At 65.8% G+C, this 12,415-nt stretch carries 13 protein-coding genes; 6 read left to right on the plus strand and 7 right to left on the minus strand.

All coding sequences use genetic code 11. The features are described from left to right. Together SE92_RS03850 and SE92_RS03855 are read left to right on the plus strand one after the other, a co-directional pair. On the plus strand, window positions 1-394 hold a 394-nt coding region (locus SE92_RS03850; protein WP_198172551.1), incomplete at its 5' end, for a DUF2147 domain-containing protein. Window positions 395-575: 181 nt separating this feature from the next. Next, window positions 576-932: a hypothetical protein gene (locus tag SE92_RS03855; RefSeq protein WP_063194542.1), complete on the plus strand. Its 357-nt coding sequence runs from the start codon at window positions 576-578 to the stop codon at window positions 930-932. A gap of 140 nt (window positions 933-1,072) precedes the next feature. Here SE92_RS03855 and SE92_RS03860 read toward each other — a convergent pair whose 3' ends face one another. Continuing rightward, window positions 1,073-1,477: a (R)-mandelonitrile lyase gene (locus SE92_RS03860; protein WP_063194543.1), complete on the minus strand. Its 405-nt coding sequence runs from the start codon at window positions 1,475-1,477 to the stop codon at window positions 1,073-1,075. A gap of 16 nt (window positions 1,478-1,493) precedes the next feature. Further along, window positions 1,494-2,192: a ribonuclease activity regulator RraA gene (locus SE92_RS03865; RefSeq protein WP_063194544.1), complete on the minus strand. Its 699-nt coding sequence runs from the start codon at window positions 2,190-2,192 to the stop codon at window positions 1,494-1,496. Window positions 2,193-2,449: 257 nt separating this feature from the next. Here SE92_RS03865 and pxpB point away from each other — a divergent pair, with 257 nt between their 5' ends. From pxpB to SE92_RS03880, 3 genes are read left to right on the plus strand one after another with little or no spacing between them, the layout of a single operon-like run. Next, window positions 2,450-3,181 (plus strand): 5-oxoprolinase subunit PxpB, encoded by a 732-nt coding sequence (pxpB, locus tag SE92_RS03870; protein ID WP_063194545.1) that lies wholly within the window; start codon window positions 2,450-2,452, stop codon window positions 3,179-3,181. Beyond that, window positions 3,178-4,215: a 5-oxoprolinase subunit C family protein gene (locus SE92_RS03875; RefSeq protein ID WP_063194546.1), complete on the plus strand. Its 1,038-nt coding sequence runs from the start codon at window positions 3,178-3,180 to the stop codon at window positions 4,213-4,215. The genes pxpB and SE92_RS03875 overlap by 4 nt, the downstream gene beginning before the upstream one ends. Window positions 4,216-4,249: 34 nt before the next feature. Continuing rightward, window positions 4,250-5,020: a LamB/YcsF family protein gene (locus tag SE92_RS03880; RefSeq protein ID WP_063194547.1), complete on the plus strand. Its 771-nt coding sequence runs from the start codon at window positions 4,250-4,252 to the stop codon at window positions 5,018-5,020. A 65-nt stretch (window positions 5,021-5,085) separates the two neighbouring features. Here SE92_RS03880 and SE92_RS35590 read toward each other — a convergent pair whose 3' ends face one another. From SE92_RS35590 to SE92_RS03900, 5 genes are all read right to left on the minus strand, one after another. After that, on the minus strand, window positions 5,086-5,238 hold the full coding sequence (locus SE92_RS35590; protein ID WP_198172553.1) for a hypothetical protein: 153 nt from the start codon (window positions 5,236-5,238) through the stop codon (window positions 5,086-5,088). A gap of 203 nt (window positions 5,239-5,441) precedes the next feature. Beyond that, the gene (locus SE92_RS03885; RefSeq protein ID WP_063194548.1) at window positions 5,442-7,046 is read right to left on the minus strand and encodes a sulfite reductase subunit alpha; all 1,605 of its coding nucleotides are present in this window, start codon (window positions 7,044-7,046) and stop codon (window positions 5,442-5,444) included. Then, window positions 7,043-8,824 carry a NirA family protein gene (locus SE92_RS03890; RefSeq protein WP_063194549.1) on the minus strand — a complete coding sequence of 594 codons (1,782 nt, stop codon included), beginning with the start codon at window positions 8,822-8,824 and terminating at the stop codon, window positions 7,043-7,045. The genes SE92_RS03885 and SE92_RS03890 overlap by 4 nt, the downstream gene beginning before the upstream one ends. A 334-nt stretch (window positions 8,825-9,158) precedes the next feature. Beyond that, window positions 9,159-10,322 (minus strand): CmpA/NrtA family ABC transporter substrate-binding protein, encoded by a 1,164-nt coding sequence (locus tag SE92_RS03895; protein ID WP_063194550.1) that lies wholly within the window; start codon window positions 10,320-10,322, stop codon window positions 9,159-9,161. Then, window positions 10,319-10,909: an ANTAR domain-containing response regulator gene (locus tag SE92_RS03900; protein WP_063194551.1), complete on the minus strand. Its 591-nt coding sequence runs from the start codon at window positions 10,907-10,909 to the stop codon at window positions 10,319-10,321. Before SE92_RS03900 ends, SE92_RS03895 begins: the two co-directional genes overlap by 4 nt. A 111-nt stretch (window positions 10,910-11,020) precedes the next feature. On the opposite strand from SE92_RS03900, the gene rimO reads away from it, so the two are divergent. Further along, entirely contained in the window at window positions 11,021-12,346 is a 1,326-nt protein-coding gene (gene rimO / locus SE92_RS03905) for a 30S ribosomal protein S12 methylthiotransferase RimO (protein WP_063194552.1), read from the plus strand. The last annotated feature ends 69 nt before the right edge of the window (window positions 12,347-12,415 follow it).

A 12,415-nucleotide genomic window follows, 5' to 3' on the forward strand; every position in this document is an offset into this window, starting at 1 on the left:
CGCCTCCACCATCGGCCCCGGCGCCCGCCGCCCCGGCCCCGTCAAGGCGGCCGCAGCGACGCCAGCTCCCGCAGCCGCGCCGACGCGCGATCTCAATTCACCGCTCGGCGTCTGGCTCACCGAGGAGAAGGAAGGCAAGGTCCGCATCGAGCAGTGCGGCAGCAATCTGTGCGGCTATTCGGTCGACAGCAAATCGAATCAGAACGGCGAGCAGGTCCTGATCAACATGAAGCCGAGCAAGGATCAAAAATGGTCCGGCCGGATCCTCGATCCGAACTCCGGCTCGACCTACGATTCGACGATCGCGATGAAGGGCACCGATCGCCTGCGCGTGCAGGGCTGCGCCTTCGGCGGCATGTTCTGCGGCGGCCAGACCTGGACGCGGGTGAACTGAAGCCACGCCGGACGTCTTGACGGAGAAAAGGGGCCCGTGATCCGGGCCTCTTTGCTTTTGGTGTCGGCGTCATCGAGACGTGCGCCACCTCACAGAGCCCATTGCGCGCGTGAGCCCCCTCACATCGCGGGTTCCGCGCCCCGTGCCATGGTCCCCGCATGGTCACCCACAGGGGCGTGTCATGAACGGCTTCCGCAAAGGTCTCTTCGTCACCATCGTCGCCATCGCCTTCCCGCTCACGCAGGCTGGTGCCGCGACCAGCACTTTCGACGGTACATGGAATGTCCGCATCGCCTCATCGAGCGAGACCTGCGGCAACGGCGCGACCGTCGCGATCGGCATCAACAACGGGCAGATCGCCTCGAGCAGCACCGCAGTGTCGGCGTCAGGCCGCGTGGCGGACGCCGGCAGCATCAACGTCACCCTCAGCACCGGCATCAAGCGCGCCGTCGGCTTCGGACGGCTCAGCGGAAGCTCCGGCTCCGGCACCTGGCGAGGCGCGCTGTGCACTGGGACGTGGACGGCGGAGAAGATGTAGGTGTGGTGTCCCGGACAAGCAGCGACGCGAAGCGTTGCTGCAGAGCCGGGACCCAGCATTTTGATCACGGAAAAGATTCTGGGTCCCGGATCGGCGACGCATCGCCTTCAGGCGATGCGTCTTGTCCGGGACACGAGAAGCTAGCCCAGCGGCGCACCGTACTCCGCGTCCGTCACCGGCTCCAGCCAGGTCGAGTAGACGCCGTCGAGCGCTTCCTGCATGGCGATGTGGCACATGCCGTTGGTCGGCGATGCGCCATGCCAGTGCAATTCACCCGGCGGAATCCACACGGTGTCGCCGGGACGAATTTCCCTGACGGGGCCGCCCTTGGTCTGCACGCGTCCGACGCCGGAGATGACGTAGAGCGTCTGCCCGAGCGGATGGTGATGCCAGTTGGTGCGGGCGCCCGGCTCGAACGCCACGCGCGAGCAGTTCAGCCGCGCCGGCGCGGGCGCCATGATCACGGGGTCCTGCCATACGGTGCCGGTGAAGTTTTCCTTGGGCGCGCGGCGTGTCGGCCGCGTGCCTGCGACAGTGATCTCCATGGGGTCCTCTCTTCTGTTACTTCTTGCTGGCGGCGTAGCGCGCCTTGGTCTCGGCGTTCATGGGATAGAGGCCCGGCAGCACCGCGCCGTTGTTCACCTCGTTGACGATCCAGGCTTCCATGCGCTCCTGCTCGACGCCCTCGTTGAGCACGTGATCGAGCATCGCCTGCGGGATCAGCACGCAGCCGTCCTGGTCGGCGACCACGATGTCATTCGGGAAAACGGCAACGCCGCCGCAACCGATCGGTTCGCCCCAGCCGACGAAGGTCAGGCCCGCAACAGACGGCGGCGCGGCATAGCCGTCGCACCACACCGGCAGATTGGTGCCGAGCACGCCTTCGACGTCGCGCACGACGCCGTCGGTGACCAGCGCGGTGACGCCGCGCTTAATCATGCGGGCGCAGAGAATGTCGCCGAAGATGCCGGCATCGGTGATGCCCATGGCGTCGACCACGGCGATGCAGCCCTCCGGCATCGCCTCGATCGCGGTGCGGGTCGAGATCGGCGACGACCAGGATTCCGGCGTCGCCAGATCCTCGCGTGCCGGCACGAAGCGCAGCGTGAAGGCCGGTCCCACCAGGCGCGGCAGGCCCGGACGCAGCGGCCGCGCGCCCCGCATCCACACATTGCGCAGGCCCTTTTTCAGCAGGACCGTGGTGATGGTGGCGGTGGTGATGCCGGCGAGGGTCTTGCGGGCTTCGGGGGACAGCGACATGGACGGCAACGAGCTCCGGGGTGCGGGAAAGAACGCGCGCATCTTGCGAGCCGCAAGCGTTGCGTCAAGGGCCAAGAGACCGCCAATAACGCAGGGCGGCTGAGCCGTTATGCGACGCGATAACAAGGTCTTATCGCGTCCCCCTGCATTAATTTATTGGACTTGCGGGCGCATTTACGCGAAGCAGGACGAAGCGGAACTCTCACGCTGGGGGCCGCATCCTCCGAAGCCCGATTTCGACAGCTCTTCGACAGCTCATGGCCGCGACGCTTCCCCCGCCCCGCCTTCTGCCCAGTGGCGACAGTGCCGTCACGGTCGAGTTCAGCCGCACCATCGACGATGACGCCAACCAGCGCGTGCTGGCGCTGGACAAGGCGCTCGCGGCCAGCCCCATCGACGGCATCACCGAGACCGTGCCGACCTATCGCTCGCTGCTGGTGCATTACGACCCCGGCAAGATCGGTTTCGATGCGCTCGGCGAAAAGATCCTTCCGATCGCCACCCGGCCGCTACCGCCGGCGACCAAGGCGCGCCGCTGGCGCATTCCCGTCGCCTATGGCGGCGAGCACGGCATCGATCTCAAGGACGTCGCCAAGACGCTGAACACCACGCCCGACGACATCGTCGCCCGTCACGTTGGCGGCGACTACAAGGTCGCCATGATCGGCTTCACGCCGGGCTGGTCCTATCTCAGCGGCCTCGACAAGTCCCTGCATATGTCGCGGCGGCAAAACCCGCGGCTGCTGACGCCTGCCGGCACGATCTCGATCGGCGGCATCCAGGCCGGCATCCAGTGCCTGGCCGCCCCCAGCGGCTGGCACCTGCTCGGCCGCACGCCGGTCAGAACCTATCAGCTCCACCGCAATCCGACCTTCCTCACCGAACCCGGTGATCGCGTGACGTTCTTCGCCATCGACCACAAGACGTTCGACGAATTGGACCGCGCCGCGGAAGCCGGCGAGCTCGTCGCCGAGCAGGTGGTCGCATGAGCCGCCTGGTCGTCGCCAGCATCGGCCCCGCAAGCTCCGTCCAGGACGGCGGGCGCCTTGGCGCACAGCGCTATGGCCTGACGGTGAGCGGGGCGATGGACCGGCTGTCGCTGGCCGCGGCGAATACGCTGGTCGGCAACGACCCTTTCGCGGCCGCCGTCGAGATCGGGCCTTTCGGCGCCGCCTTCACCGCGCGTGACGGCGCCGTGCGCGTCGCGATCTCAGGCGCGCCGCGCAATGCGGACGTCGCCGGAAGCCCCCTCGCCATGGACACATCGGTGACGCTGAAGGACGGCGAGACGCTGACGCTGGGCTTTGCCCGCGGCGGCGCCTTCACCTATCTGGCGATCGAAGGCGCCATCAAGGGCGAACTGGTGTTCGGCAGCCTCGCGGTGAATGCCCGCGCCGGCCTCGGCAGCCCCTACCCGCGGCCGCTCCAGGCCGGCGACGAATTGAGCGTCGATGCCGCGAGCGGCGCGAGCGAGCTGCGGATCGATCTGCCGAAGCCAGTGAGCGGTCCGATCCGCGTCGTGCTGGGTCCGCAGGACGACGAGTTCGACGACGCCAACAAGGCGCTGTTCCTGAACAGCGACTGGAAGATCTCGGCGACGTCCGATCGCATGGGCTATCGGCTCGAGGGCCCCGCGATCAAGCATCTGCACGGCCATAACATCGTCTCCGACGGCACCGTCAACGGCAGCATCCAGGTGCCCGGCAACGGCGCGCCGATCGCGCTGATGATGGACCGCGGCACCTCCGGCGGCTATCCCAAGATCGCGACCGTGATCACGGCCGATGTCGGCCGCCTCGCCCAGACCTCGGCGGGAACGGCGTTCCGCTTCAAGGCCGTCAGCATGGCCGAGGCGCAGGACGAGGCGCGCAAATTTGCGCAAGCGATCCGGGCCCTGCCCGATCGCCTGCGTTCTGCCGACACCGTCGCACTCAACATCGAGGCGCTCAGCGATGCCAACGTTGCGGGCCACGCGGTGAACGCCGTCGATGCCGGCACCTGGCAGGTCACCGCGGAGCCTTAAGCGCAACAACAAGACCGGAAGGCGGAGAGCACCCATGAAGACAGTCGACCTCAATTGCGACCTTGGCGAAGGTTTTGGCGCGTGGGAGATGGGCAACGACGCCGCGATGATTGAGCTCGCAAGCTCGGTCAACGTCGCCTGCGGCTTCCATGCCGGCGACCCCGACATCATGCGCCGGACGGTGGAGCTGGCGAAGGCGCGCGGCGTCTCGGTCGGCGCCCACCCTGGATATCGCGACCTGCACGGCTTCGGCCGGCATCCGATCGCGGGCCTCAAGGCCTCCGAGATCGAGAACCTCGTCGCCTACCAGATCGGCGCGCTGCAGGCGATCGCCACCGCGGCCGGCCACAAGGTCACGCATGTGAAGGCGCATGGCGCGCTCTCCAACGTCGCCTGCGAGGACGACATGACGGCGAAGGCGATCGCGGCCGGCATCAAGGCGGTCGACCCCAGCCTGATCTTCGTCGTGCTCGCCAATTCGAAGCTGGTGAAGGCGGGTGAAGACGCGAACCTGCCGATGGTGCACGAGGTGTTCGCCGATCGCGCCTATGAGGACGACGGCAATCTCGTCTCGCGCAAGAAGCCCGGCGCGGTGCTGCACGATGCCAAGGCAATCGCCGACCGCGTGGTTCGCATGGTGCAAGACGGCGCGGTGGTCTCGGTGACCGGGAAGGTCATCAAGATGCGCACGGACACGGTGTGCATCCACGGCGACACGCCCGGCGCGGTCGACATCGCGCGCGGCTTGCGTCAGGCGCTGAAGGTTGCGGGGATCGAGGTCGCGCCGTTCAAGCGCGGGGCGTAAAACACATCAGGTGTCGGGCGGCAAAGGCGCACGGCGCCGTGCCCGCGATCACGGCGACGAGACCTTCAAAACGGATGCACCGACAACGAGCCGAGCACAATGGCCGCGATCACCGCAAACGCGCTGTAAAGCGCCAGATGATGGGCGTTCGCCCTGGTCTGCCGCGAGAGCGAGCGCGCGTAGAAGTGCAGTCTAGCTTCCGCCGATAGTTCGCGCATAGTCGATCTCCAACGCCCCATTCGGGGGATTATGAGGGATCAACCGGTGCGGGAGGCAAGACGGTGGTGCAAATAGCGATGCGCGTGCTGCGAAGCGGCGGCATCGCAGACGTAAATTCTTTCCAGAGGCGGGTTCCGAGATTCTTATTCGTTCAAATCCGAGCCAGTTGGAACCGGCCCGGATGACGCGTCGGTGACAGCACTCAGTACACGTCCGCCTGGAAACGCCCGGTCTTCTTGAGCTCGGCAACGAAGCTGACGGCTTCGTCCGTCGAACGCGCGCCGAACTGGGCGACGATGTCGACCAGCGCACGCTCGACGTCCTTGGCCATGCGCTTGGCATCGCCGCAGATGTAGAGATGCGCGCCTTCGGCGAGCCAGGTCCAGACCTCGCGGCCGACCTCGCGCATGCGGTCCTGCACGTAGAACTTCTTCTCGCCGTCGCGCGACCAGGCCAGCGACAGGCGCGTGAGAAGTCCCGAGGTCTTCATTGCGTTGAGCTCCTCCTGGTAGAAGAAGTCGCAGTCGCTGCGCTGATGGCCGAAGAACAGCCAGTTCTTGCCGGGCGCGCCTGTCGCCTTGCGGTCGAGCAGGAAGGCGCGGAATGGCGCAATCCCGGTGCCGGGGCCGATCATGATGATGGGTGTCTTCGCGTCCTGCGGCAGACCGAAATTATGCGCCTTCTGTACATAGACCTTGAGCTTGTCGCCTTCGTTGATGCGCTCACCCAGGAAGGTCGAGGCGACGCCGATGCGCTTGCGCTTGCCGATGATGTAGCGAACGGAATCGACCGTCAGCGACAGCTTTCCGGGCGTTGCATTGTGCGAGGACGAGATCGAATAGAGCCGCGGCTGCAGCGGCTCGAGCGCCTCGACGAAGGCCTCCGGATGCGGGCGCGTGCCGGAGAATTTCTGCAGCGCCGCCATCACGTCGAGGGTTGCGGCATCGCCATCGGGATCCTCCCCCTGCGCCAGCGCGCGCGCCTTCTCGCGCGCCGCGCCGCCGGTGATGAAGGAGATCAGCTCGAACAGCGTGTCGGGTGCCGGCGACAGCGAGACGTCGTCGATCAGCACCTCGCGCAGCGTCTTGCCGTTGACCTTAGTGGTGTGGGAGGCGCCGAGCAGCGCGATGATCTGGTCGACGAGCCCGACATCGTTGCGCGCGAACACACCAAAACTGTCGCCGACGACGTAATCCAGCTTGCTTTCGGAGAGATCGAACTCGACGTGATAGGTTTCCTTCTCCGACTTGCCCTTGTTGAGCAGGCGGCGCGACAGGAAGGTCGCGGCAACAGGATTGTCGCGCGAGCGGCCCGGCTCTGCGATCGTCACCGTCACGGCCGGCGCCGGAGCGTCCGGCTTGTCTGCCGCCTTGGCCGCCGGGGCCTTGTCGAGCTCCTCGTAGAGCGACTTCAGCATCCGCGCGGTTTCCTTGCCGCCGGGGACGCAGAGATTGAGCCGCGCTTCGCTCTTGCTCGCGATCGCTTCCGAATAGTCGTGGCAATTGTAGCCGCACTGGCCGCAATCCTGCTGCGCCATCGCCGCCATCATCTTGCGGCGGACGGGGCGCCCTTCCGCAAGCTTCATGCGGTCCGCAATCGGCATGGTCTGGTCGTGCCACGGCGCTTCGCCGTCGTCGCCGTCCCCGGCCTGCATGACCGCAGCGCCCTGCTCCGCCGACAGCGGCGTTGCGACGTCAGGCGACAGCAGCCCGGCGAAGAAGCCGTTGAGCCAGGAACGTTGCGCCTCCGAGAACGGTGCGCTGGCGGGAATGATGTCGAGCTTCGGCGGAGGGGTGATCTGGTTCATGCGGACACCTGTGCATCGGCAAGCTTGCGCAGCGTTTCGCCGTCATGGCGGCGCGCAAAGGAGAGGAAGGTTTCGTCGGCAGACGCGCGATGGGCGAGATAGGCCTTGAGCAGCCCCTCCACCGTCTTCGGCGCGTCCTCGGCCTTGAGGTCGTGATAGACCTCCTGCCCGACGTCGGCATCGGGGCCGAACCCGCCGCCGGTGAAGAGGTGATAGCCCTCCACCGTGTCCTCCTCGTTCACGGGCACGCGCGCACCGATCAGGCCGATGTCGCTGATGTAGTGCTGCGCGCAGGAATGGTGGCAGCCGGTGACGTGAATGTTGACCGGCTTGTCCATGGCGACGCGCGGCTCGCACCAGTCGCCGATCTCCTCGGCATTGCGCTTGGTGTTGGCGGCGGCGAAGCGGCAGCCGGCATTGCCGGTGCAGGCGATCAGGCCGGCACGGATGTGCGAGGCTTCGACCGCGAGCCCGATCTGCTTGATGGCGGCAATGGCGAGATCGACATTCTCGTCGCGCACGCCTGAGATCAGCAGGTTCTGCCAGACCGTCAGCCGGATCTCGCCGTCGCCGAGATCGCGCGAAATCTTGGCAAGGCCCCGCATCTGGTCGGAGCTGAGCTTGCCGAGCGTCAGCGAGACGCCGATCCAGTTGAGGCCGTCCTGCTTCTGCTTGTGCACGCCGACATGGGCCATGCGGTCCGCGACGGGGCGCGGAGCGAACGCCTCTTCCGGCACGCGCGTGAACGGGCTCTTCAGCCGCTCCTCGACCAGCCCAAGGAAGCCGTCATGGCCCATAGCATCCAGCACATATTTCAGCCGCGCCTTGTTGCGGTTGGTGCGGTCGCCATGGTCGATGAACACGCGCACGATGGCGTCGGCAACGGCCGTCGCCTGCTCCGGCTTGACGATGATGCCGGAATATTTCGCAAAGTCCTTGTGGCCGGTGATGCCGCCGAGACCGAGGCGAAACCAGACGCCCGGCTCGACGCCGAAGCCGTCCTTCACCTCATAGGCAGTGAAGGCGATGTCGTTGGTCTCCTCCAGCACCGCAATCCTGCCGGCGCCGTCGAAGGCGACGTTGAACTTGCGCGGCAAGCCATAGAGTGAGCGGTCGTTGAGGATGTGGTAGTGCCACTCGCGCGCATAGGGCCGCGTGTCGATGATTTCCTGCGGATCGATGCCGGCCGTCGGCGTTCCCGTCACGTTGCGAATGTTGTCGGCGCCGGAGCCGCGCGAGCACAGGCCGAGTTCCTGAATGCCCTCGAGCAGCTTGATCGCGTGCTTCGGCGGGATCTCGCGCAGTTGCAAGTTGGCGCGCGTTGTAACGTGGCTGTAGGGACCGCAGAGCTCGTCGGCCAGATCGGCAAGGCCCGACATCTGCCAGTGCTTCATGATGCCGTTCGGAATGCGCAGGCGGCTCATATAGGAGTCCTGCGTCGGCGCGACGTAGAAGATGCCGTAATAACGCCAGCGGAAATTGTCCGCCGGGCTCGGCGGGGTGTTGTCAGCTGCCTGCTGGCGCAGCCGCGGATAAGCATCGAAGGGATGCTCGTCGCGCTTGAACTTCTCCTGGTCGGCGAGCTTCTTGCCCGACGCGATCACCTTGTCCTGCGCCTTGATGTGCACGGCATCGGGACCAGTGGGTTCGGCGTTCGCCTTGCCGGCGCCGCCCCCCAGACCGCGACCGACGCGGCTGATCTGCAGACCGGTCGTGAAGCCTTCGAGATAGCGTTTCTGCTCGTCGGTAAAGTCGACTGCGAGCGTATCGATTTTCATGGTCGGTAACGAAGCTCCTGCGGCCACCAGGGTGGCATCGGCGGACATGGCACGACCCGCGAGGACGAGGCTGGCTCCAAGAGCCGGCTTGTCTACCCCACGGTCCGATCAGCTTCGTTGCTGCGGGACTCGGCTCAGCAGGCATCTGTGACAAGCTGGCCGCACTGCAACATTCAAGTTGCGTGCCAGCTTGCGAGAAATAGAAAGCGTTGTATTTTCTGATGGTTAGGCGTGAACCCGGGATATCCCGGGCTGCGTAATCTCACGAAATTCGTGCACTTTGATCAATATTTGGGCGACGATTCTGCGTGATCAAAAAGGATGCAGACCCGAATCAGACCCTCCAGCGCCCAACCTCGAAGGCCTCTAGGTGCCCGCGGATGTTGTCGGGATCAAACACCGGGCCGGCGAAAGCTCCGAACGCTGCGGGGGCGTGCTCGGGTGGCCGGCGGCCGAGCGCCGCATCGTACAGGTCAGGCCTGAACACGGCCATCGCAGTTCTCACGCCCTCGGGCGTGAGCGCGGTCTGCCCCCATCGCACCATCTGCGCATAGAGCCAGGCGGCCTGGACTGGATCGGGGCGCCCTGCCTCTTCCCGGCCCACGAGGAGATAGCGGCGGCTTTCGCGGAAGGTGCCGTCAGGGGAAATCTTCAGGCGTCCGGTCAGGGTGCGCTGGATGACCTCGGCATCGACGCCGATCCGCTCGGGCTGCGCCAGGATCTGCGTCGTCTCATCGAGGTTCGCAGGACTCTCGATGAACTCGGCCCCCTTCACCGCCGCGCGCACCAGGCTCGCGACCACATCCGGATTCTTGTCGGCCCAGACCTGACGGACCGCCAACACCTTCTCCGCCGCGCGGTCGAGGATGTCGGAGACGAAATGCAGGATATGCCCGATGCCGAGATCGACGGCAATCGAGTTCCAGGGCGCACCGACGCAGAACGCATCGACATGGCCGCTCTTGAGGCTGTCGACCATATAGGGCGGCGGCAGCACCACGAGACGCACGTCCTCGTCGGGATCGACGCCGGCCGCGGCCATCCAGAACCGCAACTGGTAATTGTGGGTCGAGAACGGAAAGGTCATGCCGAAGGTCAGCGGCTCGGCCCCCTCCTTGCGGCGCTTGGCCACGACCTTCGCCAGCGCTTTCGCCGTGGCCAAGGGATCGAAGCGGTCGCCGTCGATCTCCTCCATCAGCGCGGCGTGGAGCGCGGGCGAGACCGTGATGGCATTGCCGTTGATGCCGAGGTTGAAGGGCGCGGCGATCGGCACCTTGACGTGGCCGAGCCCGAGCGAGGACGCGATCGCCACGGGCGCCAAGAGATGCGCAGCGTCGAACAGACCGATATTGAGCTTGTCGCGGACGTTGGACCAGGAGACCTCGCGCACCAGCTCGACCTCGAGCCCCTCGGCGGCGGTGAACCCCTTGTCGACGGCGACGATGAGCGCTGCGGCATCGACCAGCGGAATGAATCCGATGCGGAGGGGAGCAGTCATTTCAGCATCTCCGAGGCGGTGATGATCGACTGCGCGATCTCACCGATTTTCTTCTTCTCGCGCATCGCGGTGGAGCGCAGCAGCACATAGGCCTCGTCCTCGGTGAGGCCCTTCACCTTCATCAGGATGCCCTTGGCGCGCTCGATGACCTTGCGGTCCTCGAGCTGCGACTTGGTGCGCTCCAGCTCCTCCTGGAGCTTGGCGAAGGCGTTGAAGCGGGACACGCAGAGGTCGAGGATCGGCTTGATGCGCTCCTTCTTCAGCCCGTCGACGATGTAGGCGGACACCCCCGCCTCGACCGAGGCCTGGATCGAGGCGGAATCGCTCTGGTCGACGAACATCGCGATCGGCCGTTTCACGGCGCGGCTGACCTGGAACATCGCCTCCAGCACGTCGCGACTGGGGTTCTCCAGATCGATCAGGATGATGTCGGGGTCCACCGCATAAATACGGGCAAGCAGGCTGTGCATCTCGCTGATATGGACGACCTGCGTGAATCCGGCCTCCCGCAATCCCTCCTGCAGGATCGCAGCCCGGATCGGGCTTTCGTCGACAATCACGATTTTGGGCGACTGGTCGGCGCTCATTGCTCACTCACGGCAGGTGTTTCATCCATAGCACGCCGGAACGCCCTGCAAAGGGTTGTAATTGTGGGCAATTGGGACTAGCTCAGGCCGGTCAATCAGGCAGATTTGGATATGGATCAGACGGCTGCGCCCAAGGTCAGCTTCGTGTCGCTCGGGTGTCCCAAGGCATTGGTGGATTCCGAGCGCATCATCACGCGCCTCCGCGCCGAGGGCTACGAGCTCGCCCGCAAGCATGACGGCGCGGACATCGTCATCGTCAACACCTGCGGCTTCCTCGACAGCGCCAAACAGGAATCGCTGTCGGCGATCGGCGAGGCCATGGCCGAGAACGGCAAGGTGATCGTGACCGGCTGCATGGGCGCCGAGCCCGAGCAGATCGAGCAGGCCTATCCCGGCGTGCTCTCCATCACCGGCCCGCAGCAATATGAGAGCGTGCTCGACGCCGTCCACCGCGCGCTGCCGCCCGCCCACAACCCGCACGTGGACCTGGTGCCGCCGCAAGGCATCAAGCTGACGCCGCGGCACTACGCGTACTTGAAGATCTCCGAGGGCTGCAACAACCGCTGCACCTTCTGCATCATTCCGAAGCTGCGCGGCGATCTGGTCTCGCGTCCGGCCAATGACGTGCTGCGCGAGGCCGAGCGCCTGGTCGGCGCCGGCGTCAAGGAACTGCTGGTCATCTCGCAGGACACTTCGGCCTACGGCGTCGATCTCAAATACGCCGAGAGCCCGTGGAAGGACCGCCAGGTCCGCGCCAGATTCCTCGACCTCGCCCGTGAGCTGGGCGAACTCGGAGCCTGGGTGCGGCTGCAATATGTCTACCCCTACCCGCATGTCGACGAGGTCATCGCGCTGATGAACGAGGGCAAGGTGCTGCCCTATCTCGACATCCCGTTCCAGCACGCGAGCCCCGAGGTGCTGAAGGCGATGAAGCGCCCCGCCGCGCAGGACAAGACGCTGGCGCGGATCAAGCGCTGGCGCGAGGAATGTCCTGATCTCGCCTTGCGCTCGACCTTCATCGTCGGCTTCCCCGGCGAGACCGATGCCGACTTCGCCTATCTGCTCGACTGGCTGGACGAAGCCGAGATCGACCGCCTCGGCTGCTTCAAATACGAGCCGGTGGCCGGCGCAACCTCGAACGCGATCGAGAACCCGGTGCCGGAAGAGGTCAAGCAGGAGCGCTACAACGCGCTGATGGCCCGCCAGCAGAAGATCTCGGCACGCCGGCTGAAGCGCAAGGTCGGCACGCGCCAGCAGATCATCATCGACGAGGTCGGCCCGACCGTCGCCAAGGGCCGCTCCAAGGCCGACGCGCCGGAGATCGACGGCGCGGTCTACCTTACCAGCCGCCGCTCGTTGCGGGTCGGCGAGATCGTCACCGCCAAGATCGAGCGCGCCGACCAATACGATCTGCACGGCAGCGTCGCTGGGTTTTGACGGGCACTTCGTTGTTGCGATCGGTCTCGCCGCGAGCTCGCTGCAACTTCTCCCGCTTGCGGAGGGGGA

It is taken from the genome of Bradyrhizobium sp. AT1 (assembly GCF_001590795.1).
In the GTDB taxonomy this organism is placed as follows: domain Bacteria; phylum Pseudomonadota; class Alphaproteobacteria; order Rhizobiales; family Xanthobacteraceae; genus Bradyrhizobium.

Coding starts and splice junctions, on each gene's coding strand:
- rimO (WP_063194552.1), top strand. CDS start 11,021: ATGGATCAGACGGCTGCGCCCAAGGTCAGCTTCGTGTCGCTCGGGTGT.
- SE92_RS03855 (WP_063194542.1), top strand. CDS start 576: ATGAACGGCTTCCGCAAAGGTCTCTTCGTCACCATCGTCGCCATCGCC.
- pxpB (WP_063194545.1), top strand. CDS start 2,450: ATGGCCGCGACGCTTCCCCCGCCCCGCCTTCTGCCCAGTGGCGACAGT.
- SE92_RS03860 (WP_063194543.1), bottom strand. CDS start 1,477: ATGGAGATCACTGTCGCAGGCACGCGGCCGACACGCCGCGCGCCCAAG.
- SE92_RS03880 (WP_063194547.1), top strand. CDS start 4,250: ATGAAGACAGTCGACCTCAATTGCGACCTTGGCGAAGGTTTTGGCGCG.
- SE92_RS03875 (WP_063194546.1), top strand. CDS start 3,178: ATGAGCCGCCTGGTCGTCGCCAGCATCGGCCCCGCAAGCTCCGTCCAG.
- SE92_RS03900 (WP_063194551.1), bottom strand. CDS start 10,909: ATGAGCGCCGACCAGTCGCCCAAAATCGTGATTGTCGACGAAAGCCCG.
- SE92_RS03865 (WP_063194544.1), bottom strand. CDS start 2,192: ATGTCGCTGTCCCCCGAAGCCCGCAAGACCCTCGCCGGCATCACCACC.
- SE92_RS03895 (WP_063194550.1), bottom strand. CDS start 10,322: ATGACTGCTCCCCTCCGCATCGGATTCATTCCGCTGGTCGATGCCGCA.
- SE92_RS03885 (WP_063194548.1), bottom strand. CDS start 7,046: ATGAACCAGATCACCCCTCCGCCGAAGCTCGACATCATTCCCGCCAGC.
- SE92_RS35590 (WP_198172553.1), bottom strand. CDS start 5,238: ATGCGCGAACTATCGGCGGAAGCTAGACTGCACTTCTACGCGCGCTCG.
- SE92_RS03890 (WP_063194549.1), bottom strand. CDS start 8,824: ATGAAAATCGATACGCTCGCAGTCGACTTTACCGACGAGCAGAAACGC.